Genomic DNA, 21181 nt, shown 5'->3' on the forward strand with positions numbered 1-21181 from the left:
ACCACTGCCGGCATTTATTCTGAATGCCGTTGCATCCATGGACCAGTCGGCCCGGGTTTTACATGCCTGGCAACATGCCCTTCATGCCGCGCATGAGCTTCATCATGCCGCCCTTGCTGAACTGCTTCATCATCTTCTGCGTTTCTTCAAACTGCTTCAGAAGACGGTTTACTTCTTGCACCGACACGCCTGCGCCCTGCGCGATACGGCGCTTGCGGCTGGCCTTGATCAGCTCGGGTTTGCGGCGTTCCAGCGCGGTCATCGAATTGATAATGCCTTCGATGCGGGTCACAGCTTTATCCGTCACCTGATTATTGGCCATCTCGCTGAGCTGGCCGGGCAACTTGTCCAGCAGCGCGCCCATGCCGCCCATTTTCTTCATCTGGCCGATCTGGGCTTTAAAGTCTTCCAGGTCAAAGCCCTTGCCGGACTTGACCTTCTTCATCATCTGCAGCGCTTCTTGCTCGTTGACGCTCTTTTGCACGTCTTCGATCAGCGACAGCACATCGCCCATGCCCAGAATCCGGCTGGCCATCCGGTCGGGATGGAACGGCTCCAGGCCGGTGAGCTTTTCGCCCACACCAATAAACTTGATCGGCTTGCCGGTCACCTGGCGCACCGACAGCGCCGCGCCACCGCGCGAATCACCATCAAGCTTGGTCAGGATCACGCCGGTCAGCGGCAGCGTTTCGCTAAACGCGCGCGCCACATTCACCGCATCCTGGCCTTGCATGGCATCGACCACAAACAGCGTTTCGACCGGATTGATGGCGGCGTGCACGGCCTTGATTTCGGCCATCATGGCTTCGTCGATGGCCAGACGACCCGCCGTATCGACAATCAACACATCGTGGAAATGCCGACGCGCGTAATCCAGTGCGGCCAGTGCAATATCGACCGGCTTTTGCGTGACGTCGGACGGAAACCATTCCACGTCGATCTGCGCCGCCAGCGTTTTAAGCTGTTCAATAGCAGCCGGGCGATATACGTCGCCCGACACCAGCAGCACTTTCTTTTTGTTCTCTTCTTTAAGACGCTTGGCCAGCTTGCCCGACGTGGTGGTTTTACCCGCGCCCTGCAAACCCGCCATCAGTACCACGGCGGGCGGTACGGCGGCCAGATTGAGCGCATCGTTTTGCGCACCCATCAGCTTGGTCAGTTCTTCGTACACCACGCCGATAAAGGCCTGGCCCGGGGTCAGGCTGCCGACCACTTCCTGGCCCATGCCGCGCGTCTTGACGTCGGCAATAAACTGTTTGACCACGGGCAACGCCACGTCGGCCTCCAGCAAGGCCATGCGCACTTCGCGCAAGGCATCCTGAATATTGTCTTCGCTCAGGCGGGCCTGGCCGCGCAGTGTTTTGACAACACTACTCAAACGGTTGGATAAGTTATCCAGCATAAAAACTTTCCCTGCCGGGCTCGACGCGCGAGTCGGCTCTGTTAGACTGTGAATCCCGCAATTCTAACCGATTTAGCCCCTGTGTCCTGGCTCGCTTTGATCGCTCTGTTCTTGTACCTGGCACTTGGCTGGCATTTCTGCCGCACGCGCCTGGCTGGCCGCGGCATTGTCCACGCGGGGATCGAACACGGCTTGCTGTTGCTGGGTCTGGCGCTACATGGTCTGGCCTTGTGGCCCGCCATGGCGGTTCCGCCCTTGCACTTTGGCGCAGGCGAAGCGTTGTCAGTAACCGCCTGGCTGGCCTTGCTGATCTATCTGGTCGGCCATCTGGCATTTCAACTCGAAGGCATGGAACCCCCGGTACTGGCGCTCGCCGTTGTGCTGCTGGGCGCATCGCTTTTGCTGCCGCCCGGCCATGTGCTGGCCTATCCACAAAACGGCGTTTCGCGCCTGCATTTTCTGACCGCAATGCTGGCGTATGGCTTGTTCGCCAATGCGTCCGGCGTGGCCTTGCTGATGCGGCTAGCGGACAAACGCCTGCATCATGCCAATGCCAGCCTGCTGGTGCAAAAGCTGCCGCCCCTGCTGGCGCTGGAACGTCTGCTGTTTGCCTGCGTCTGGGCTGGGTTTTTGCTGCTGACCGTGGCGCTGATTACTGGTGCCACATTCAGCGAAGAAATCTTTGGCAAGGCACTCGAATTCAATCACAAGATCGTGCTGTCGATTGCCGCGTGGGCGGTGTTTGGTGGCTTGCTGATCGGCCGCAAATTGCGCGGCTGGCGCGGTCTGGTGGCTACGCGCTGGACGCTGTTCGGCTTTGTGTTGCTGCTGTTGGGCTATATCGGCTCGCGCCTGGTGTTCGACGTAATTCTGCATCGTCCCGGCTGATCGCCACTGAACCCGCCTTTTGCCTGAAAGGTGGGTCGGCACGGGCTGTTATACTCAGGCCATTGCCATTTCCGGATTGCCGCCTTGGACGACATCCCCCTGAGTGAACTGATCATCGCCCTGGTCGTTTGCCTGCTCTCCTCTGCCTTCTTCTCTGCTTCCGAAACCGCCATGATGGCGGTGAACCGCTTCCGCCTGAATGCCCGCGTACAGCAAGGCCATCGCGGTGCCATCCGCACCCGCGGCTTGCTGGACCATACCGACCGTTTGCTGGGCGTGATCCTGCTGGGCAACACGCTGATCAACACCGCCTCCGCCGCACTATCAACCGTGATCACCGCGCGCATGTTCGGCACCAACCAATATGCATTGCCCATCGCCACATTGATTGTGGCTTTTGCGATTCTGGTGATTTCCGAGGCAACGCCCAAAGTGCTGGCCGCCAATTACGCTGATAAAGCCGCAGTGGCGTTCAGCTACCCTCTGGCCATATTGCAGAAAGTGTTTTATCCCGCAGTCTGGTTTATCAATCTGTTCGTCAACGGCTTTTTAAAGCTGACCCGGCTGTCGGGCAAAGGTCATGAACATACGCCGTTAAGCCCGGAAGAATTGCGATTACTGGTGCTGGAATCCGGCCGGTTTATGGAAAAAAAACATCAGACCATCCTGCTTAATCTGTTTGAGCTGGCCAATATCACGGTCGATGATGTCATGACCCCGCGCCACCATATCGAAGCGCTTGATCTAAGCGCCGACGCCGAAGAATTACGCCGCCAGCTTTATACCTGCCATCACACCCGTTTACCGGTCTATGACGATAATCCGGACAATATGGTCGGCATACTGCATACGCGTAAGGCCTTGTCATTGCGCGAAGAAGAAGTGGATGGCGATACCATCCGCACGCTGATTCGACCACCGTATTTCATTCCTTCCGGTACGCCGCTGTTTACCCAGCTGCAGAATTTTCAGGAAAACCGGCGTCGTATTGGCCTGGTGGTGGATGAATATGGTGAATTAGCCGGGCTGGTTACGCTGGAAGATATCCTTGAACAAATCATTGGCGAATTCACCACCAATGCGCCCAATGCCGCCTCGCGCTATGAGCCCCAGGCCGATGGCAGTTATTTGCTGGACGGCGCCAGCAGCCTGCGCGAACTCAATCGCAAACTGAAGCTGGGTTTTCCGCTGACCGGGCCGAAAACCTTGAATGGTTTGATTCTGGAATATTTTGAAGATATTCCTGATTCCGGCACCTGCCTCACCATCGCGGGCGAGCGGCTTGAAGTGGTGCAAACCCAGGACCGCAGCGTGAAGGTCATCCGCCTGTATCCGCACGTAGCACGGCGCACCGGCTGAGCTGTGGCAAACAGCCGCCTGGCGGTGTGCGCCCCTGCAACGGCTTGCCGCAGAATATGCCCCAGCGAGTAATCACTTTTGCTAGACTGCGGTGATCACGGGAGGCCCCGCGGCCCCTCTTCTCGCTGTCTTGACCTGGCCTGGTTGAATCCTTAACGAATCTATGTCTACTGCTACCGTTCCCATCTCGGGCCTTGCGCGGCTGCTGGTGCAGCATGGACGCCTGGCCGAAGCCGACGCCGAAGCGCTGCAAAGTGCCGCTGGCGATGGTCGCACCAGCTTTATCGAACGCCTGCTCACCAGCAAGAAACTGACGGCCAAAGAAGTCGCCGAGTTCAGTTCGCAGGCGTTTGGTTATCCCCTGCTCGATCTGGATCAGATCGATTTCAGTTATATCCCGCCCAATGTGCTCGACGCCAAGCTGATGCAGACGCAGCGCATTGTGCCGTTGTTCAAACGCGGCACGCGTTTGTTTATCGGGATATCTGATATCACCAACATGCAGGCGGTGGAAGAAGTCCGATTCAAAACCGGCCAGCAGGTGGAGCCTATTGTTGTCGAAGACAACAAATTGCTGGTTGTGATGAACAAGCTGGTTGAGGCCAGCGGTAGCAATTTGCGTGATCTGACCGTGAGCGAAGCTGATCTCGAAATCAGCGGCGGTGACGATGAATCGCAACAAGAGGCCGTCAATGTAGAAGTCGATGACGCCCCGGTCGTTAAATATATCCAGAAGATTTTGCTGGATGCCATTAATGCCGGCGCTTCCGATATTCACTTTGAGCCCTACGAAAAGTTTTATCGCATTCGCTATCGGCAGGATGGCGTATTGCGTGAAATCGCGCAGCCGCCCCTGGCCATCAAGGAAAAGATTGCCTCGCGTATCAAGGTGATTTCCAAACTCGATATTTCTGAGAAACGCGTGCCGCAAGATGGTCGGATGAAACTGGTGTTGTCAAAAAGCCGCGCCATTGATTTCCGGGTTTCTACCTTGCCCACGCTGCATGGCGAAAAAATTTGTATCCGGATTCTGGATCCAACGTCCGCCACGCTCGGTATCGATGCGCTGGGCTATGACCCCGATCAGAAAGAATTGCTGCTGCACGCCATTGGCCGACCGTATGGCATGGTGTTGGTGACCGGGCCGACGGGCTCGGGCAAAACCGTTTCGCTTTATACCTGTTTGAATATTCTGAATCAGCCAGGCACCAATATTTCGACCGCTGAAGATCCGGCCGAAATCAACTTGCCCGGCGTCAATCAGGTTAACGTCAACGAGAAGGCCGGTCTGACCTTTGCCGTCGCGCTGAAGGCGTTTCTGCGGCAGGATCCGGACGTCATCATGGTCGGTGAAATCCGCGATCTGGAAACCGCCGATATCGCAATCAAGGCCGCACAAACCGGCCATATGGTGTTCTCGACGCTGCACACCAACGATGCACCGACCACGCTGACGCGGATGATGAATATGGGCGTGCTGCCGTTCAACATTGCGTCGTCCGTGATCATGATTACCGCGCAACGACTGGCGCGCCGGTTGTGCCCGCATTGCAAACAGCCCGCGGAAATCCCGCATGAAGCGTTGCTGAGTGCCGGTTTCAAAGAAGAACAACTGGACGGCAGTTGGGTGACTTATCGCCCGGTCGGTTGCGATCAATGCAAAGACACCGGCTATAAAGGCCGGCTGGGTATCTACCAGGTGATGCCGATTTCAGACGAAATGAACCGGATCATCATGAAAAACGGTACGGCTATCGATATTGCGGACCAGGCACGTCTCGAAGGTGTGCGTGATCTGCGACAATCCGGGCTGATCAAGGTGCGCCAGGGTTTGACCTCGCTCGAAGAAATCCTGGCTGTCACCAACGAATAACCGGACACCGGTTTCATATAACGCCGCGCGCCTTAGTCGCGTGCGGCGACGCAGTGTTTCCAGGGAGAGCAGCGCATCATGGCCACAGCAGCAAAAGCGGCCCCGGTCAAGGTCAAGGAATATACCTATGCCTGGGAGGGCAAAGACCGGAACGGCAAGATCGTCAAAGGCGAAATGCGCGCCAGCGGCGAAGCGGTTCTTAAAACCCATTTGCGCCGCCAGGGCATCAATGTCCTGCGCGTTAAACAATTGCGCCTGCGCGCGGGCAAACGCATTACCGATGAAGACTTGACCATGTTTACCCGGCAATTGGCCACCATGCTCAAATCGGGTGTGCCTTTGCTGTTGGCCTTCGATATTGTCGGTAAAGGCCATAGCAATCCGTCGGTGACCAAGCTGCTGCTCGATATCAAATCGGATATTGAATCAGGCTCGTCCTTGACCCAGGCTTTCCGCAAGCATCCCAAGTATTTCGATACGCTGTATTGCAACCTGATTCAGGCCGGTGAGCAGGCCGGTATTCTCGATACATTGCTGGCCCGACTGGCTTTGTATAAAGAAAAAATGCTCAGCGTTAAAAAGAAGATCAAATCGGCGATGTTTTACCCTACCGCCGTGATCGTGGCCGCGTTTGTGATTACGGCCGTGATCATGATCTTTGTGATCCCTGCATTCAAAAGCCTGTTCTCCAGTTTTGGCGCCGATTTGCCCGGCCCCACCTTGCTGGTGATGGCCATTTCGGATTTCTTTGTCTCGTATTGGTGGGCCATTTTTGGCGGCATCTTTGGCGGCTTCTGGGTATTCATGAAGGCCTGGCGGCGATCAGAAGCCATGCAGATTGCCATCGACCGCTTTGTGCTCAAGTTGCCGATCCTGGGCGAAATCATGCGTAACTCGGTGATTGCGCGCTGGAGCCGCACCCTGGCCACCATGTTTGCTGCGGGCGTGCCGCTGGTTGAATCGCTCGAATCCGTGGGCGGTGCCGCTGGCAATTACGTGTATCGCCTGGCCACGCGCCGTATCCAGCAAGAAGTGAGCACCGGTACCAGCCTGACCATCTCGATGCAGAATGCCAATGTATTTCCGAATATGGTGATGCAGATGGTTTCGATTGGTGAAGAATCGGGTTCACTCGATGCCATGTTGGGGAAAGTCGCCGACTATTACGAAGAAGAAGTCGACAACGCGGTCGAAGCGCTGTCCAGCCTGATGGAACCGATCATCATGGTGGTGCTGGGTACGCTGATTGGCGGCCTGGTAGTGGCCATGTATCTGCCTATTTTCAAAATGGGCGAGGCAGTCGGTTAATGAACGAGCTCGTATTCGTGTTTCAACAAAACCCGCTGGTATTCAGCGGGTTTTTGTTGGTGCTGGGTCTGTTGGTCGGCAGCTTTCTCAATGTGGTGATTCACCGCCTGCCCATCATGATCGAGCGGCAATACCGCCAGGAATGCGCCGAGCTCGACCGGCCCGACGACTTTGAAGAACCGATGCCGCCCCGCCCGCGCTATAACCTAGTGTTGCCGCGCTCGGGTTGTCCACATTGCGGGCATATGATTACCGAGCTCGAAAATATTCCGCTGCTCAGCTGGTTGGCCTTGCGCGGCAAATGCAGCCAATGCAAGTCGCCGATCAGCATGCGCTATCCGTTCGTGGAATTGCTGACCGGATTGATGAGCGCAGCCGTCGGTTATCACTTTGGCTTTGGTATGGCCGCAGCGGGCGGCATCGTGCTGACGTGGTCGCTGATCGCCTTGTTTTTTATTGATGCCGACACCTTCTTGCTGCCCGATTCGATCACGCTGCCGCTGCTGTGGCTGGGTCTGCTCTTCAATCTGGAGGGGCGTTTTGTGCCGCTGTCCGCTGCGGTGCTGGGCGCGGCGCTGGGTTACCTGATTTTATGGAGCGTCAACAAGGCCTATCGCCTGCTGCGCGGACATGACGGCATGGGCTACGGCGATTTCAAATTATTGGCCGCACTGGGCGCCTGGTTTGGCTGGCAATGCATTCCGGCCATTGTGCTGTTTGCGTCCATCGCTGGCGTGATCATCGGGGGCTATCAGCTGTGGGCAGCGCGCCGCGGCTTCGGTCGGCCATTTCCATTTGGCCCTTACCTGGCCGCCGCGGGCTGGATGACGTTGCTCTGGGGCGGGCAAGTGCAAAACTTTATCTTTGGTCTGAGCTAATCCCTGCCCCGGCTTGCCGCCGCTGCCGTTACAATCGGCCTCTGGTTAACGGCGCGTGGCAAGCACATGAAAGTTTTCGGGCTCACCGGCGGCGCGGGCAGCGGCAAGTCGGCTGTGGCCGCACTGCTACAACAGCATGGCGCGGCCATCATCGATACCGATGTGCTGGCGCACCAGCTGTCTCAGCCCCCTTCCCTCGCACTTATCGCCATCGCTGCACAATTTGGCCCGCAATATATAAACGCCGGCGGCGAGATGAACCGGGCCGCCATGCGCGACCGGGTGCTGGCCGATCCAGCCGCGCGTGCACGGCTGGAAGCAATTTTTCATCCGCTGATTTTGCAGGCCGCCCAGCAACAGTTGCTGGCGTTGCCTTCGGAACTCTCCTATGCAGTACTAGTCGTACCCTTGCTGTTTGAAACGGCGCAATTTATTCCCTTGATTGATCTGTCCATTGTGGTGGATTGCCCCGAAGCCGTACAACGCGAACGTCTGCGATTACGCCCCGGCCTTACCGAAACCCGGATTACCCAATTACTTGCCGCGCAATGTACGCGCGAGCAGCGTTTGGCCCGTGCCGATCTGGTTCTGGATAATTCCGGCACGCTGTTGCAACTCGACGCCGCGGTCGAGCAATTACATGCGCGATTGCTGGCGTATTCGGCCAGCCCTGCAGCAACGTGATTAGCGTTATATAAAGCGAATTGTGGCTGCGTAATTGCGCAGCGCTGCCCAGCCTGATTTCAACTCTTACCCCAATCCGCAAAGGCAAACTTACTAATGGGTTTTCAAACTACCGGCCTTGCTGCAGAATTGCACATCTTTGCCTGCAAACGGCCTCACGTACCGTGATTAGCTACGAATTCCCCATCAACGAGCGCATCCGCACATTACTGCGGCTGGAAGACTTGTATGACCGCACCGCTGTGCTCGCAGCGCGCGACCATGCACTTGACCACCATATGGCGCTGACCGGGCTGTTCGAGATCATGGAAGTGGCCAGCCGCGCAGATCTTAAATCTGATCTGCTGCAGGAACTCGAACGGCAACGCCAGGCATTGGCTGCGTTACGCCACAATCCGCATATCTCTGAAGACGCCCTGGAAAGAATTCTGGCCGACATCGAAGATACCCACGGCCAATTGCTGCAAATGACCGGCAAGGTCGGGCAGTATCTGCGCGAAAACGAATGGCTGATGGCCATCAAGCAGAGAATGGCGATCCCCGGCGGGGCCTGTGAATTTGATCTGCCGTCTTATCATTTCTGGCAACAGCAAGCACCAGAGCGGCGTAAAGCAGATCTGGATCGTTGGCTGTCACCGCTGATGCCTATCCGCCAAGGCATTTCGATTGTGCTGCGTTTGTTGCGTGACTCGGCCAAGGTGTCGCACTTTACTGCGCGGCAAGGGGCGTTTCAGCAAATGTCGGGCGGTAAAACCATCCAGATGCTGCGGGTGACATTACCGACTGATCTGCCCGTGGTGCCTGAATTGTCCGCCAATCGTTACGCCATCAATATCCGCTTTATTCAGCCGTCGACCTCGGGCGAACGTACCCGCCTGGTGGAAGCTGATATTGAATTTGCCCTGAGCTACTGCAATCTATAACGCCATGACCGAACGCCTCGTAGCCTGCCCCATCTGTGGCAAACAAACCGCCTTTGCCCCCTCCAACCCACATCGGCCGTTCTGCAGCGCACGCTGCCGCGCGATCGACCTGGGCCAGTGGGCGAGCGAGGGTTATAAGGTTCCAGCCACCGAATCCACGCCGGATGAAGGCGAATATCCGCACGACTAGGGTCGGTCCGGACGTCATCTGCTGTTCAAATATTTGTCATGGTGTAGTCATCGTTGACGCTTACCTTCTGCGATTATTCGAGGAGGAAAACAACGATGCTTCAAGTACAAAGCAATCCAGCCAAAGCCCCCCGCCGTCAACTCTCCGTCGCACTGGCTCGCTCTGAAGACGACGTCCGCGCGGCGCAATCCTTGCGCTACAAAGTTTTCGCCGAAGAAATGGGCGCCCGCATCGTGACACGCGAACCGGGCCTGGATCAGGACCTGTTCGATACCTGGTGCGATCATCTGTTGGTCATCGATGACCAGACCGGTGAGGTGGTCGGTACCTATCGCATCCTGGCGCCGCATCAGGCGCAAAAACTGGGCAGCTACTACTCGGATACCGAATTTGACCTGACCCGCCTGCAGCATTTGCGCCCGCAGCTGGTCGAAATCGGCCGCTCTTGCGTTCATCCCGACTATCGCACCGGCGCCACCATTACGCTGCTGTGGAGCGGCCTGGCGGCCTATATGCGCGAACGCGGTTACAACTACCTGGCGGGCTGTGCCAGCGTTTCCCTGATCGATGGCGGCCATACAGCGGCCAGCCTGTACCGCAAGCTGACCGAGACCGCCCTCGCCCCGGTTGAATACCGTGTTTTTCCGCGCTGCCCGCTGCCACTGCAGGCGCTGGATCAAAAGCTGGACACCGAAGTGCCGGCCTTGATCAAAGGCTATCTGCGCGCGGGTGCGCAAGTGTGCGGCATGCCGGCATGGGATCCCGACTTCAACACCGCGGACTTCTTTATGCTGCTGGCAATGAACCAGGTGGACCAACGCTACGCCCGCCATTTTTTGCGCTAGATGTCCAGCCACATCGTACACGGGGATACCGCAATTGCTTACGGACTGGCGCGCAGCCTCTGGCGGTATCCTCTCGTCTCCGATTGACGACAGTCAGTAATATGACCATTTATCGCAGCCGCGGTAAGCAGCTACACTGAATTCTGATTTTTTCAGAAACCGTGCCCCGCCGGCCGTTACCGACTGCACCCGACCCCATGATTGTATTTCGCAATGCATTGAGATTTAGTCGCCTGCTACGCTTCGGCCTGCACATGGTCTACGGCTTGCTGCTGGCCGGGCTGCGCTTCGGCAAGCTGGATCAAGCTGAACGCGTGATCTACATCCAGCGCTGGTGCACCCAGCTCACGCGCATACTCGGTATCGAAGTGCGCGTGCAGGGCGTAGCGCCGGGCACCTATCCCGCCAATCACCTGCTGCTGTCCAACCATATTTCGTGGCTGGATATTTTTGTGCTGGATGCGGTGACGGTGTCACGCTTTGTCGCCAAATCCGAGATCGAACAGTGGCCACTGGTGGGCAAGCTGTGTGGTTATACCGGCACGCTGTTTATCCAGCGCGAAAAAAAGCGCGACGCAGCCCGGGTTAACAACGCCATGGTCGAAGCACTGCAAGCGCGCCATTGCGTTGCGGTGTTCCCGGAGGGCACCACCTCGGACGGCTCGAATATATTGCCGTTCCGCTCGTCGCTACTCCAGGCCGCTCTCGAAAGCCGCGCAACCATCCAGCCAGTGTATCTGCGCTACACCGATGCGCACGGCAAGCTGAATCTGTCCCCGGCGTATATCAATGACATCTCGATTGTTAAATCGCTGTGGCAGATTCTGGGTGAGCGCCAGATGCGCGCCGAGATCAACTTTCTGGCGCCGTTTCCGGCCGAGAACGTGGACCGACGCAGCCTGACCCAAATGGTTGAGGCGCGGATCGTCGCGGCGCACAAGGCGCTCAACCACGGCGAGGGCGATTTCGAGAGTCTGTTCACCGCGCCGATCGCCACCAAGGTTTGCGACGACCGCGCCGCATCTCCCTGCCCGCATGGCCATCTTGTCGCTTGAGCCCCGCGCGCAGACCTTAGCCCGCTTCGATTTCCTGATAACTGCGTAGCGCAGGTTGCTGATAAACCGCGCCACTATCGATATCCACGGCAGTGAGCTGGCCGCCCCAGATGCAGCCCGTATCGGTGGCCCAGACGTTCTCCAGCAGTTTCAAGCCAAGCGCGGACCAATGTCCGATTAGTGCACGCGGGGCCGGCGTACGCTCAGGGGCTTCGAACCACGGGTACAAGCCAGCTGGCGCGCTATCCACTTCACCCTTGAACTTGAGTTGCAGATTGAAATCCTTGTCGACAAAGCGCATGCGTGTGCATGCGTTTACAGTAAAGCGCAGCTTGTCGATTTTCGATTTTGCCTCGTCCCAATGCGCTGGCTGATTGCCGTACATTTGCTCAAGAAAACTTTTCCAGTCATTGCCACGCAACACCGCCTCGACCGCTGCGGTTTGCTCCATCGCCTTGGCCTTGCTCCATCCGGGCCAGATACCGGCATGCACCACTACCGCTACATCCAGATCGATCATCAAAGGCTGAAACCGCAGCCAGTCGCAGAATGCAGCACACTGCGGATGTGCCAGGATAGCATCTAGCGTATCGCCCGGTTTACGTTTGGAAATACCCGCTGCCACGGCCAACAAATGCAGATCATGATTGCCGAGGACCGTTTGCACACTGTCCGCATGCGTGGTCACCCACCGCAGCACCTCCAGCGACTTGGGGCCGCGATTGACCAGGTCGCCGACAAAGAAAATCCGGTCGCGAGTCGCATCGAACTGCAGCGTCCCGAGCAACAAATCGAGCTCGTCAAAGCAACCTTGTACATCACCAATCACATATCGTGCCATGCTGATCCTGTCGGGCTACGCGGCTGCTTCGTGGGCAGCCGCCGGAATATCGTACTTAGCGGGAGCGAGTAAAAATGTCAGACCAGAAATCCGTCGCCAACTGGACGGCCAGGTTAACGGGTATCGATCTGCCGGTGCTGGAGTATACGCTGGCCGAAATTGCGGCGTTGCGGGATAAACTTGATGACGTCAGCTATCACCACCTCGCTGACCTTATCCATAAAGACCCCCTGCTGACTGTGCGTGTATTGCGATATCAGCAGGCTCACCGCGCCAGCCATCAAACCCGCGACGTGGTCACGGTGGACCGCACGCTGTTAATGATAGGTACACGCGGCTTCGTTCGCGAGTTTGGCCGGGCACCACCCTTGCAGCTGGTGCTGGCCAACAAGCCCAACGCGCTCTCCGGCGCAACCGCGGCGCTGGAGCGGGCCGCCTTCGCCGCCAGGCTGGCCAAAGCGTTTAGCGATAGACGTTTTGATATCGACCCGCAGGAAGTAACCACGGCAGCCTTGCTCCACAATCTGGCCGAGATCCTGCTGTGGATAGCGGCGCCAGCCGAAGCAGCACGCATCGAAGCATCGCTGGCGGCGCACCCTGGGCTGCGCAGCCAGCAGGCACAGCTAGACGTGCTTGGCTGCACCTTGGCCGAGTTGCAGCTGGAAATCGCCAAAGCATGGCATTTGCCCGCGCTATTGCAGCATCTGATGGATCAGCAATATGCCAGCGAGCCACGCGTGCGGACCGTACATCTCGCTACCGACCTGGCCCGGCATCTGGGGCATGGCTGGTACGATCCCGCCCTCCCCGACGACTATAGCGGGGTGGCCGCGTTAATTAATCTGGATGCCGAAGCGGCCTATGCGCTGGTACTGCAGGTTGCGCTCAAAGCAGCACATGCCTGGCGTATTTATGGCGTATCACCCGCCGTGGCCACCCGCCCCCACCAGGCGCTCGACAAAAAATAAGGGCTGGCACGAATGCCAGCCCTTATAGGGACGTCAAGTCATTGGCGCTTATTCAGCGTCAACGGCCTCAACATCATCCGGACGATCCACGAGTTCGACCAGTGCCATCGGAGCGTTGTCGCCCTGACGGAAGCCGCACTTCAGGATACGCAGGTAACCACCGTTACGGGTCGCGTAGCGCGGCCCGAGGATGTCAAACAGCTTGACCACGATCTCGCGATCGCGAGTACGGTCAAATGCCAGACGGCGGTTAGCCAGGCTCGGTGCCTTACCCAGGGTAATCAGCGGCTCCGCAACGCGGCGCAGCTCTTTTGCCTTGGGCAGGGTAGTCTTGATAACTTCATGACGCAGCAGCGCATTCGCCAGGTTGCGCAGCAGCGCCTGACGGTGAGCCGACGTGCGGTTCAGTTTACGATTGGCAAGACGGTGACGCATTTGTCAATTCCTTTCCGTTGACCGCTCAGGGCTTTTCCAAGCCGACCGGAGGCCAGTTTTCGAGGCGCATGCCCAGGCTCAAACCCTTGGAGGCCAGCACTTCCTTGATTTCGTTCAAGGATTTGCGACCCAGATTCGGCGCCTTCAACAATTCTGTTTCGGTGCGCTGGATCAGGTCCCCGATGTAATAAATGTTTTCAGCCTTCAGGCAATTAGCCGAACGCACGGTGAGCTCAAGGTCGTCAACCGGACGCAGCAGGATCGGATCGATCTGCGGCGCACTCGGCTTCTCTTCTTCAACCGGCGTGCCTTCCAGGTCTGCAAACACAGACAGCTGGTCAACCAGAATACGCGCCGCCTGGCGGACCGCGTCTTCCGGCGTCAACACGCCATTGGTTTCGATATCGAGAATCAGACGATCCAGGTCGGTACGCTGTTCAACACGCGCACTTTCCACTGCGTAGCTCACGCGGCGGATCGGGCTGAACGAGGCGTCCAGTTGGATCGTGCCGATGCTACGGCTTTCTTCGCGGCCCAGACGCGCTGGTGCCGGTTGATAGCCGCGGCCCTTCTCGACCTTGACTTCCATGTTCAGCTTGCCACCCGCAGACAGGTGAGCAATGACGTGGTCGGGGTTAACCACTTCCACGTCATGCGGCACCTGGATATCAGCGGCGGTAACCAGCCCTTCGCCTTCCTTCGAGAGCGTCAGCGTTACGGCATCACGGCCGTGCAGCTTCAGAACGACGCCCTTCAGATTCAGAAGGATATCGACCACGTCTTCCTGGACGCCATCCAGCGCCGAGTATTCATGGACGATACCTTCGATCTTGACTTCGGTCGGCGCGTAGCCAGGCATCGAAGACAGCAGGATGCGGCGCAGGGCGTTACCGAGGGTATGGCCATAACCGCGCTCGAACGGCTCCATAACCACTCGCGCTTGCGCGCTGGTTTGGGCCTGCACGTCGATGATGCGCGGCTTGAGCAACTCATTAGCGAGGTTTTGCATATATTCAGTATCCCTTAGCCTTACCGGGGCTGGTTATCACTTGGAGTAGAATTCCACGACCAGCGATTCGTTGATGTCGCTGGACAGATCGGAACGCTCCGGCATGTTCTTGAAGACACCTTCCATCTTCTTCGAATCAACCTGCACCCAACCCGGGAAACCAATGCCTTCTGCCAGAGCCAGCGCTTCTTGCACACGCGCTTGCTTCTTGGCCTTCTCGCGAACGGCTACCACATCACCGGCTTTCACCTGGAACGACGGAATGTTCACCACGCCGTTGTTCACGACGATAGCTTTGTGGGAAACCAACTGACGGGCTTCGGCACGGGTAGATGCATAACCCATGCGATACACCACGTTGTCCAGACGCGTTTCAAGAATCTTCAACAGGTTTTCACCGGTCGAGCCCTTGCGACGGCTGGCTTGTTCAAAATAACGACGGAACTGACGTTCCAGTACGCCGTAGATACGACGGATCTTCTGCTTCTCGCGCAGGTGGACGCCATAATCAGAGAGGCGAGGCGTCTTAGCGCCATGCTGGCCTGGGGCTTGTTCCAGCTTGCACTTGCTGTCGAGCGAGCGACGAGCGCTCTTGAGGAAAAGATCCGTACCTTCACGGCGTGCAAGTTTGCACTTGGGTCCAATATAACGAGCCATGACTTACTCCGGGATTAGATACGACGCTTCTTCGGGGGACGGCAGCCGTTGTGCGGCACTGGAGTCACATCCGAGATGCTGGTGATCTTGAAACCGAGAGCGTTGAGTGCACGTACGGCAGACTCACGACCCGGGCCCGGGCCCTTGATGCGAACTTCGAGGTTCTTTACACCATATTCCTGGGCAACTTTACCAGCGTGCTCTGCTGCAACCTGTGCAGCAAAGGGTGTACTTTTCCGAGAGCCTTTAAAACCAGCACCGCCCGAGGTAGCCCAGGAGAGAGCATTCCCTTGGCGATCAGTGATGGTCACGATCGTGTTGTTGAAGGACGCATGTACATGCGCAATTCCTTCAGACACGCTCTTTTTGACTTTCTTACGCACACGCACTGTGTTTGCTTTAGCCATTCTAAAATCCTTTAGTTACTGCCTGCCGGTGATTACTTCTTACCGGCGATTGCCTTGCGCGGACCCTTACGAGTGCGAGCATTCGTACGAGTACGTTGACCACGCACCGGCAGACCTTTGCGGTGACGGAAACCACGATAGCAGCCAAGGTCCATCAGACGCTTGATGCTCATGGTTACTTCACGGCGCAAATCGCCTTCGACGGTGTACTTGCCAACTTCGTCGCGCAGTTTGTCGAGTTCAGCATCGCTGAGATCTTTGACCTTCTTGGTCGGCTCGATCGCAGACGCCGCGCAGACTGCATATGCGCGGGTGCGGCCGATACCGTAGATCGCTTGAAGGCCGATCACAGTGTGCTGGTGATTAGGGACGTTAACCCCAGCAATACGGGCCATACTTCTTACCCCAGGTAAAAAAGTTGCAGATTATAACGCTAAAAGCCGATTGCCTCAATCAGCCTTGGCGTTGCTTATGCCGCGGGTCGGTGCAGATCACGCGCACAACACGGTTGCGGCGAATGATTTTGCAGTTGCGGCAAATTTTCTTGACCGATGCTTGAACTCTCATCGTCTGTCCTTCCTGTCAAAATGAAATTCCGGGACCAATGCCCGGAACACGATGCAGTGCCTGGCGAATCACTTTCCGGCTGAGCCGGCCAGTCATTCATCAAGCTCCACATGTCCGATTTCGAGTGATTTTGAAGCATGCCAAAGCGACAACTTCTCAATGATCTCGACCTGCACAAGCGGCGGCAACTTGCGTCACCACCGCCGTGTTAATCAGGTAAGTACTCAGGCCGCGCCCTTGAAATTGGCTTTCTTGAGCAGGCTTTCATATTGATGCGACATCACGTAGGACTGCATTTGTGCCATGAAGTCCATCGTCACGACCACCAGAATCAACAACGAGGTACCACCAAAGTAGAACGGTACGTTCCACTTCAGAATCAGGAACTCGGGGATCAGGCAGATGACGGTGATATAAATCGCACCGATCAAGGTTAACTTGAGAATCAGCTTCTCGATGTAACGCGCAGTATGTTCGCCGGGGCGATAGCCCGGGATCATCGCACCGCTCTTCTTCAGGTTATCCGCGGTTTCCTTGGGATTGAAAACCAGCGCCGTGTAGAAGTAGCAGAAAAAGATGATCGCAGCAGCATACAGGATTACATACAGCGGCTGACCCGGGTGCAGCATGTCACCGATCGATTTGAGCCACGAGAATCGCGCATTGTTACCCGTCCACGACAGAACCGTAGCCGGAAACAGAATGATCGACGAAGCAAAAATCGGCGGGATCACACCAGCCATATTGATCTTGAGCGGCAAATGCGTACTTTGCGCTTGCATGATGCGGTTACCGACCTGGCGCTTGGCGTAGTTCACCGGCACTTTACGTTGCCCGCGCTCTACAAACACAACCGCTGCCGTCAGCAGAATCACACCCACAAACAGACCCAGTACCAGCAATACCGGCAGACCCTGGCTAGCCAGCGTCAGCGTCTTGCCAATTGCAGAGGGCACGCCCGCCGCAATACCTGCACAGATCAGGATCGAAATACCATTACCCAAGCCCCGCTCCGTGATCTGCTCACCCAGCCACATGAGGAACATCGTGCCAGTGACCAGGGTAACCACGGCCACAAACACGAATTGCGCATACGGCAGGACAACCAGATTCGGCTGCTTGTACAGCATTGAAGCAATACCAAAGCTTTGCAGGGAGGCCAGGATGACCGTCGCATAACGCGTGTACTGCGTAATTTTGCGACGACCAGCCTCACCTTCTTTCTTCAGCTGCTTCAACTGGGGCAACACTTCGGCGGCCAACTGCAAAATAATGGACGACGAAATGTAGGGCATGATCCCGATGGCAAACACGGTAAAGCGCGACAAGGCGCCACCCGAGAACATGTTGAACATGTTCAGCAGGCCCGTTTGCGAGGACTCGAACAACCGAGCCAACTCGCCCGGATTGATCCCTGGTACGGGGATGTGTGCACCGATACGGTACACAATCAACGCCCCTACCATGAACCAGATCCGTTTCTTCAGATCTGCAAACTTGCTCGCAGAACCAGCCAGAGCGGGATTCGCCACGTTTCAGCCTCTCAGCAATTACTCAGCGATGCTGCCGCCAGCCGCTTCAATAGCAGCGCGGGCACCCTTGGTTGCAGCGATGCCTTTCAGCGTCACAGCTTTTTCGATCGAGCCAGACAGAACCACTTTGGCGCCCAGAGACAGATGGGACACCAGACCGGCTTGCTTCAGAACCAGCAGATCAACTTCTGTGACCGGCAGTTTTTGCAGCGCGCCGAGGGTGACTTCAGCAGTACGGCCAGCGGTCAGCGAGGTAAAACCACGCTTCGGCAGACGACGTGCCAGCGGCATTTGGCCGCCTTCAAAGCCAACCTTGTGGAAGCCACCAGCACGGGACTTTTGACCCTTGTGGCCGCGACCAGCGGTTTTGCCCAGACCGGAGCCGATACCACGACCCACGCGACGCTTGGCGTGCTTGGAGCCAGCGGCAGGTTTCAGGTTATTCAGTTCCATTTAGCCCTCCACCTTCAGCAGGTAGCTGATCTTGTTGATCATGCCGCGGTTTTCCGGAGTATCGATCACTTCGGCAACGCTGTTGGTCTTACGCAGACCAAGGCCACGGGCGCATGCCTTGTGGCTTTCCAGACGGCCGATCAGGCTTTTAACCAGCTTGACCTTTACAGTTTTGGCGTTAGTCATTCCGCCACCCCCAGGATATCTTCAACGGTCAAGCCGCGCTTGGCAGCAATGTCCGAAGCCGTGTGCAGCTTGGCCAGACCGTCCAGCGTGGCGCGAACCACGTTGTACGGGTTGGTCGAGCCATGGCACTTGGCGGTGATGTTGTGCACGCCCATTACTTCAAACACTGCGCGCATCGGGCCGCCGGCGATAATACCGGTACCTTCAGGAGCAGGCTGCATGAAGACGGTGGTCGCGCCATGCTTACCGATTACGGTATGCGGCACGGTACCGTTCTTGAGCGGCGCCTTGAACATCTTGCGACGCGCTTCGTCCAGACCTTTTTGTACAGCAACCGGCACTTCTTTGGACTTACCCTTGCCCATGCCGATGCCACCATCGCCATCACCAACTACGGTCAGTGCGGCGAAACCGAGGATACGACCACCCTTGACGACTTTGGTTACGCGATTAACGCTAACCATCTTCTCGCGAAGGCCGTCCGTGCGATCTTCCACTTCGTTCTTAGCCATTTATATAACTCCAGACTCAATTAGAAGACGAGGCCGCCTTCGCGTGCCGCATCCGCCAGCGCTTTCACGCGGCCGTGGTATTTGAAGCCGGAGCGATCAAATGCCACATTCTGGATACCGGCAGCTTTAGCCTTCTCAGCGATGCGCTTGCCAATCGCGGTAGCAGCTTCAACGCTGGAACCGTGCTTGACTGCGGTGCGAACTTCAGCTTCAAGCGAAGACGCAGACGCGAGCACCTTGCCACCCGTTTCATCAATGATCTGGGCGTAGATGTGGCTGTTGGTACGATGCACCGACAGGCGCACCACCTTGAGCTCCGCAATCTTGGCACGGGTTTTACGTGCACGGCGGAGTCGAGTTTCGTTCTTGTCCATGATTCAGCCTCGATTACTTCTTCTTGGTTTCTTTGAGCGTCACCACTTCATCCGAGTAACGCACGCCCTTGCCCTTGTAGGGTTCCGGAGCGCGGTAAGCGCGGATATCAGCAGCAACCTGGCCAACGGCTTGCTTGTCAGCACCCTTCAGAACGATTTCGGTCTGAGTGGGGGTAGCAACCGTCACACCAGCCGGCATCTTGTGCACGACCGGGTGAGAGAAACCCAGAGTCAGGTTCAGGGATTCGCCCTGAGCCTGCGCACGGTAACCCACGCCAACCAGGGTCAGCTTGCGCTCGAAGCCCTTGGAAACGCCGGTAACCATGTTGTTGACCAGAGCACGCAACGTACCGGACATGGCACGTGCATCCTTGCTTTCGCCAGTGGCAGCGAACACAACAGCGTTGTCTTCGACCTTGACGTCCACATTGCCGGTCAGCGGCTGAGTGAGGGTACCTTGCGGGCCCTTCACCTGGATTTCAGTGGCGCTGAGCTTAACTTCTACGCCGGACGGGATAGCGACCGGATTTTTTGCTACGCGAGACATTAGTTCACCTCATCAAGCAACGAAACACAGAAGCTCGCCACCAACACCGTTGGCACGCGCTTTGCGATCGGTCATCACACCCTTGGACGTCGACAGAATCGCCACGCCAAGCCCGTTCATTACCTTCGGAATATCATCCGAGCCTTTGTATACACGCAGACCAGGCTTCGAAACGCGGTCGATGCGTTCGATTACCGGACGGCCAGCGTAGTACTTCAGCTCGATCGTCAATTCACGTTTGATTTCGCCTGCGACGCTGAACGACTCGACATAGCCTTCGTCTTTCAGAACCTGAGCGATTGCCACCTTCAGCTTGGAAGAGGGCATGGTCACCGAAGCTTTGTTCGCACGCTGAGCGTTACGAACACGAGTCAGCATATCGGCGATAGGATCATGCATTGCCATATTTCTTCTCCGCCTCCGGTTACCAGCTTGCCTTGACCATGCCAGGGATTTCGCCCTTCATGGCCAGCTCGCGCAGTTTGTTACGTGCCAGACCGAACTTGCGGAACGTGCCGCGCGGACGACCGGTCAGGGAACAACGATTGCGCACGCGAGACGGGCTGGCGTTACGCGGCAGTTGTTGAAACTTCAGACGCGCTGCAAAGCGGTCTTCTTCGCTGGCGTTAACATCGTTGATGATCGACAGCAGCTGTGCACGCTTGGCTGCGAACTTCTCGACGGTAACGCGGCGCTTTTCCTCACGATTGATCAATGAGCGTTTTGCCATGATGTTCGCCTCAATTCTTGAACGGGAACTTGAAGGCGGCCAGCAGCGCGCGCGCTTCGTCGTCGGTCTTCGCAGTCGTGGTGATGGTAATGTTCATACCACGCAGAGCGTCGATCTTGTCGTACTCGATTTCCGGGAAGATGATCTGTTCTTTAACGCCCATGTTGTAGTTGCCACGGCCATCAAAGGACTTGCCACTCACGCCACGGAAGTCACGTACACGCGGCAGCGCAACGGAAACCAGACGATCCAGGAATTCGTACATACGTTCGCGACGCAGGGTAACCTTGCAGCCAACCGGGTAACCGTCACGAATCTTGAAACCAGCGATGGACTTCTTGGCTTTGGTCACGACGGCCTTTTGACCGGTGATCGCTTCCATGTCGCCAACGGCGTGTTCCATTACTTTCTTGTCAGCGACCGCTTCACCTACACCCATGTTCACGGTGATTTTTTCGATGCGCGGCACTTCCATCACGGATTTGTAACCGAACTGTTCAACCAGTTGCGGTACAACTTTCTCTTGGTAAAACTCTTGCAGACGAGACATTTATGCGA

Annotated in this window: 28 protein-coding genes; 11 read left to right on the plus strand and 17 right to left on the minus strand. The window is 56.9% G+C overall.

The features are described 5' to 3' along the window. Positions 1 to 58: 58 nt before the first annotated feature. Positions 59 to 1402, minus strand: a complete 1344-nt coding sequence (gene ffh / locus ACYQ1A_RS09835) for a signal recognition particle protein (protein ID WP_053939941.1) — start codon at positions 1400 to 1402, stop codon at positions 59 to 61. An 81-nt stretch (positions 1403 to 1483) separates the two neighbouring features. On the opposite strand from ffh, the gene ACYQ1A_RS09840 reads away from it, so the two are divergent. From ACYQ1A_RS09840 to ACYQ1A_RS09885, 10 genes are all read left to right on the plus strand, one after another. Next, positions 1484 to 2290 carry a cytochrome C assembly family protein gene (locus tag ACYQ1A_RS09840; protein ID WP_499361889.1) on the plus strand — a complete coding sequence of 269 codons (807 nt, stop codon included), beginning with the start codon at positions 1484 to 1486 and terminating at the stop codon, positions 2288 to 2290. Positions 2291 to 2374: 84 nt separating this feature from the next. Continuing rightward, positions 2375 to 3649, plus strand: coding sequence for an HlyC/CorC family transporter (locus ACYQ1A_RS09845; RefSeq protein WP_499361890.1), 1275 nt, complete (start codon positions 2375 to 2377; stop codon positions 3647 to 3649). A 163-nt stretch (positions 3650 to 3812) separates the two neighbouring features. Continuing rightward, positions 3813 to 5522 carry a type IV-A pilus assembly ATPase PilB gene (pilB, locus tag ACYQ1A_RS09850; RefSeq protein ID WP_499361891.1) on the plus strand — a complete coding sequence of 570 codons (1710 nt, stop codon included), beginning with the start codon at positions 3813 to 3815 and terminating at the stop codon, positions 5520 to 5522. A gap of 78 nt (positions 5523 to 5600) precedes the next feature. Then, entirely contained in the window at positions 5601 to 6830 is a 1230-nt protein-coding gene (locus ACYQ1A_RS09855) for a type II secretion system F family protein (RefSeq protein WP_499361892.1), read from the plus strand. Continuing rightward, on the plus strand, positions 6830 to 7708 hold the full coding sequence (locus ACYQ1A_RS09860; protein ID WP_499361893.1) for a prepilin peptidase: 879 nt from the start codon (positions 6830 to 6832) through the stop codon (positions 7706 to 7708). The genes ACYQ1A_RS09855 and ACYQ1A_RS09860 overlap by 1 nt, the downstream gene beginning before the upstream one ends. Before the next feature lie 66 nt (positions 7709 to 7774). Then, positions 7775 to 8392, plus strand: coding sequence for a dephospho-CoA kinase (coaE, locus tag ACYQ1A_RS09865; RefSeq protein WP_499361894.1), 618 nt, complete (start codon positions 7775 to 7777; stop codon positions 8390 to 8392). A gap of 164 nt (positions 8393 to 8556) precedes the next feature. Next, positions 8557 to 9315 carry a cell division protein ZapD gene (zapD, locus tag ACYQ1A_RS09870; protein WP_499361895.1) on the plus strand — a complete coding sequence of 253 codons (759 nt, stop codon included), beginning with the start codon at positions 8557 to 8559 and terminating at the stop codon, positions 9313 to 9315. A 4-nt stretch (positions 9316 to 9319) separates the two neighbouring features. Continuing rightward, positions 9320 to 9505, plus strand: a complete 186-nt coding sequence (locus ACYQ1A_RS09875) for a DNA gyrase inhibitor YacG (protein WP_062220619.1) — start codon at positions 9320 to 9322, stop codon at positions 9503 to 9505. A gap of 95 nt (positions 9506 to 9600) precedes the next feature. After that, positions 9601 to 10350 (plus strand): GNAT family N-acetyltransferase, encoded by a 750-nt coding sequence (locus ACYQ1A_RS09880; protein ID WP_499361896.1) that lies wholly within the window; start codon positions 9601 to 9603, stop codon positions 10348 to 10350. Between the two features lie 197 nt (positions 10351 to 10547). Beyond that, positions 10548 to 11405, plus strand: coding sequence for a lysophospholipid acyltransferase family protein (locus tag ACYQ1A_RS09885; protein ID WP_499361897.1), 858 nt, complete (start codon positions 10548 to 10550; stop codon positions 11403 to 11405). A gap of 16 nt (positions 11406 to 11421) precedes the next feature. Here the strand turns inward: ACYQ1A_RS09885 and ACYQ1A_RS09890 are convergent, their stop codons facing one another. Then, the gene (locus tag ACYQ1A_RS09890) at positions 11422 to 12246 is read right to left on the minus strand and encodes a symmetrical bis(5'-nucleosyl)-tetraphosphatase (protein WP_499361898.1); all 825 of its coding nucleotides are present in this window, start codon (positions 12244 to 12246) and stop codon (positions 11422 to 11424) included. A 74-nt stretch (positions 12247 to 12320) separates the two neighbouring features. On the opposite strand from ACYQ1A_RS09890, the gene ACYQ1A_RS09895 reads away from it, so the two are divergent. Then, the gene (locus ACYQ1A_RS09895) at positions 12321 to 13214 is read left to right on the plus strand and encodes an HDOD domain-containing protein (RefSeq protein ID WP_499361899.1); all 894 of its coding nucleotides are present in this window, start codon (positions 12321 to 12323) and stop codon (positions 13212 to 13214) included. Between the two features lie 48 nt (positions 13215 to 13262). Here the strand turns inward: ACYQ1A_RS09895 and rplQ are convergent, their stop codons facing one another. The 15 genes from rplQ to rplE form a co-directional block, all read right to left on the minus strand. Beyond that, complete coding sequence (rplQ, locus tag ACYQ1A_RS09900) at positions 13263 to 13649, minus strand: 50S ribosomal protein L17 (protein ID WP_499361900.1); 387 nt, start codon at positions 13647 to 13649, stop codon at positions 13263 to 13265. Between the two features lie 25 nt (positions 13650 to 13674). Continuing rightward, positions 13675 to 14658: a DNA-directed RNA polymerase subunit alpha gene (locus ACYQ1A_RS09905; protein WP_499361901.1), complete on the minus strand. Its 984-nt coding sequence runs from the start codon at positions 14656 to 14658 to the stop codon at positions 13675 to 13677. Between the two features lie 36 nt (positions 14659 to 14694). After that, entirely contained in the window at positions 14695 to 15315 is a 621-nt protein-coding gene (rpsD, locus tag ACYQ1A_RS09910) for a 30S ribosomal protein S4 (RefSeq protein WP_053939956.1), read from the minus strand. Between the two features lie 14 nt (positions 15316 to 15329). Continuing rightward, positions 15330 to 15722 carry a 30S ribosomal protein S11 gene (rpsK, locus tag ACYQ1A_RS09915; protein WP_053939957.1) on the minus strand — a complete coding sequence of 131 codons (393 nt, stop codon included), beginning with the start codon at positions 15720 to 15722 and terminating at the stop codon, positions 15330 to 15332. Between the two features lie 32 nt (positions 15723 to 15754). Further along, a complete protein-coding gene (rpsM, locus tag ACYQ1A_RS09920; protein WP_053939958.1) occupies positions 15755 to 16117 on the minus strand; it encodes a 30S ribosomal protein S13 in 363 nt (120 codons plus the stop codon). Between the two features lie 58 nt (positions 16118 to 16175). After that, positions 16176 to 16289: a 50S ribosomal protein L36 gene (rpmJ, locus tag ACYQ1A_RS09925; RefSeq protein ID WP_018748524.1), complete on the minus strand. Its 114-nt coding sequence runs from the start codon at positions 16287 to 16289 to the stop codon at positions 16176 to 16178. A 224-nt stretch (positions 16290 to 16513) separates the two neighbouring features. Next, complete coding sequence (secY, locus tag ACYQ1A_RS09930; RefSeq protein ID WP_499361902.1) at positions 16514 to 17821, minus strand: preprotein translocase subunit SecY; 1308 nt, start codon at positions 17819 to 17821, stop codon at positions 16514 to 16516. 18 nt (positions 17822 to 17839) lie between these two features. Then, positions 17840 to 18274, minus strand: a complete 435-nt coding sequence (gene rplO, locus ACYQ1A_RS09935; RefSeq protein ID WP_499361903.1) for a 50S ribosomal protein L15 — start codon at positions 18272 to 18274, stop codon at positions 17840 to 17842. Then, entirely contained in the window at positions 18275 to 18460 is a 186-nt protein-coding gene (gene rpmD / locus ACYQ1A_RS09940) for a 50S ribosomal protein L30 (RefSeq protein ID WP_053939961.1), read from the minus strand. After that, positions 18457 to 18972, minus strand: coding sequence for a 30S ribosomal protein S5 (gene rpsE, locus ACYQ1A_RS09945; RefSeq protein WP_053939962.1), 516 nt, complete (start codon positions 18970 to 18972; stop codon positions 18457 to 18459). The genes rpmD and rpsE overlap by 4 nt, the downstream gene beginning before the upstream one ends. Positions 18973 to 18992: 20 nt before the next feature. Beyond that, positions 18993 to 19346: a 50S ribosomal protein L18 gene (gene rplR, locus ACYQ1A_RS09950; protein ID WP_053939963.1), complete on the minus strand. Its 354-nt coding sequence runs from the start codon at positions 19344 to 19346 to the stop codon at positions 18993 to 18995. A 13-nt stretch (positions 19347 to 19359) separates the two neighbouring features. Then, a complete protein-coding gene (rplF, locus tag ACYQ1A_RS09955; protein ID WP_053939964.1) occupies positions 19360 to 19893 on the minus strand; it encodes a 50S ribosomal protein L6 in 534 nt (177 codons plus the stop codon). Between the two features lie 12 nt (positions 19894 to 19905). After that, complete coding sequence (gene rpsH, locus ACYQ1A_RS09960) at positions 19906 to 20298, minus strand: 30S ribosomal protein S8 (RefSeq protein WP_053939965.1); 393 nt, start codon at positions 20296 to 20298, stop codon at positions 19906 to 19908. A gap of 19 nt (positions 20299 to 20317) precedes the next feature. After that, a complete protein-coding gene (rpsN, locus tag ACYQ1A_RS09965) occupies positions 20318 to 20623 on the minus strand; it encodes a 30S ribosomal protein S14 (protein WP_053939966.1) in 306 nt (101 codons plus the stop codon). 10 nt (positions 20624 to 20633) lie between these two features. Continuing rightward, the gene (rplE, locus tag ACYQ1A_RS09970) at positions 20634 to 21173 is read right to left on the minus strand and encodes a 50S ribosomal protein L5 (protein ID WP_053939967.1); all 540 of its coding nucleotides are present in this window, start codon (positions 21171 to 21173) and stop codon (positions 20634 to 20636) included. Positions 21174 to 21181: the final 8 nt, after the last annotated feature.

The organism is Silvimonas sp. JCM 19000, from assembly GCF_054652575.1.

What these genes read in the sequence shown, in the direction of transcription:
- ACYQ1A_RS09855 (WP_499361892.1), top strand. Translation starts at nt 5,601, where the DNA reads ATGGCCACAGCAGCAAAAGCGGCCCCGGTCAAGGTCAAGGAATATACC.
- ACYQ1A_RS09905 (WP_499361901.1), bottom strand. Translation starts at nt 14,658, where the DNA reads ATGCAAAACCTCGCTAATGAGTTGCTCAAGCCGCGCATCATCGACGTG.
- ACYQ1A_RS09890 (WP_499361898.1), bottom strand. Translation starts at nt 12,246, where the DNA reads ATGGCACGATATGTGATTGGTGATGTACAAGGTTGCTTTGACGAGCTC.
- pilB (WP_499361891.1), top strand. Translation starts at nt 3,813, where the DNA reads ATGTCTACTGCTACCGTTCCCATCTCGGGCCTTGCGCGGCTGCTGGTG.
- rpsK (WP_053939957.1), bottom strand. Translation starts at nt 15,722, where the DNA reads ATGGCTAAAGCAAACACAGTGCGTGTGCGTAAGAAAGTCAAAAAGAGC.
- ACYQ1A_RS09880 (WP_499361896.1), top strand. Translation starts at nt 9,601, where the DNA reads ATGCTTCAAGTACAAAGCAATCCAGCCAAAGCCCCCCGCCGTCAACTC.
- rplF (WP_053939964.1), bottom strand. Translation starts at nt 19,893, where the DNA reads ATGTCTCGCGTAGCAAAAAATCCGGTCGCTATCCCGTCCGGCGTAGAA.
- ACYQ1A_RS09860 (WP_499361893.1), top strand. Translation starts at nt 6,830, where the DNA reads ATGAACGAGCTCGTATTCGTGTTTCAACAAAACCCGCTGGTATTCAGC.
- rplE (WP_053939967.1), bottom strand. Translation starts at nt 21,173, where the DNA reads ATGTCTCGTCTGCAAGAGTTTTACCAAGAGAAAGTTGTACCGCAACTG.
- rplQ (WP_499361900.1), bottom strand. Translation starts at nt 13,649, where the DNA reads ATGCGTCACCGTCTTGCCAATCGTAAACTGAACCGCACGTCGGCTCAC.
- ACYQ1A_RS09885 (WP_499361897.1), top strand. Translation starts at nt 10,548, where the DNA reads ATGATTGTATTTCGCAATGCATTGAGATTTAGTCGCCTGCTACGCTTC.
- rpmD (WP_053939961.1), bottom strand. Translation starts at nt 18,460, where the DNA reads ATGACTAACGCCAAAACTGTAAAGGTCAAGCTGGTTAAAAGCCTGATC.
- ACYQ1A_RS09895 (WP_499361899.1), top strand. Translation starts at nt 12,321, where the DNA reads ATGTCAGACCAGAAATCCGTCGCCAACTGGACGGCCAGGTTAACGGGT.
- ACYQ1A_RS09875 (WP_062220619.1), top strand. Translation starts at nt 9,320, where the DNA reads ATGACCGAACGCCTCGTAGCCTGCCCCATCTGTGGCAAACAAACCGCC.
- rpsD (WP_053939956.1), bottom strand. Translation starts at nt 15,315, where the DNA reads ATGGCTCGTTATATTGGACCCAAGTGCAAACTTGCACGCCGTGAAGGT.
- rpsN (WP_053939966.1), bottom strand. Translation starts at nt 20,623, where the DNA reads ATGGCAAAACGCTCATTGATCAATCGTGAGGAAAAGCGCCGCGTTACC.
- coaE (WP_499361894.1), top strand. Translation starts at nt 7,775, where the DNA reads ATGAAAGTTTTCGGGCTCACCGGCGGCGCGGGCAGCGGCAAGTCGGCT.
- ffh (WP_053939941.1), bottom strand. Translation starts at nt 1,402, where the DNA reads ATGCTGGATAACTTATCCAACCGTTTGAGTAGTGTTGTCAAAACACTG.
- rpsM (WP_053939958.1), bottom strand. Translation starts at nt 16,117, where the DNA reads ATGGCCCGTATTGCTGGGGTTAACGTCCCTAATCACCAGCACACTGTG.
- rplR (WP_053939963.1), bottom strand. Translation starts at nt 19,346, where the DNA reads ATGGACAAGAACGAAACTCGACTCCGCCGTGCACGTAAAACCCGTGCC.
- rpsE (WP_053939962.1), bottom strand. Translation starts at nt 18,972, where the DNA reads ATGGCTAAGAACGAAGTGGAAGATCGCACGGACGGCCTTCGCGAGAAG.
- rpmJ (WP_018748524.1), bottom strand. Translation starts at nt 16,289, where the DNA reads ATGAGAGTTCAAGCATCGGTCAAGAAAATTTGCCGCAACTGCAAAATC.
- rplO (WP_499361903.1), bottom strand. Translation starts at nt 18,274, where the DNA reads ATGGAACTGAATAACCTGAAACCTGCCGCTGGCTCCAAGCACGCCAAG.
- rpsH (WP_053939965.1), bottom strand. Translation starts at nt 20,298, where the DNA reads ATGGCAATGCATGATCCTATCGCCGATATGCTGACTCGTGTTCGTAAC.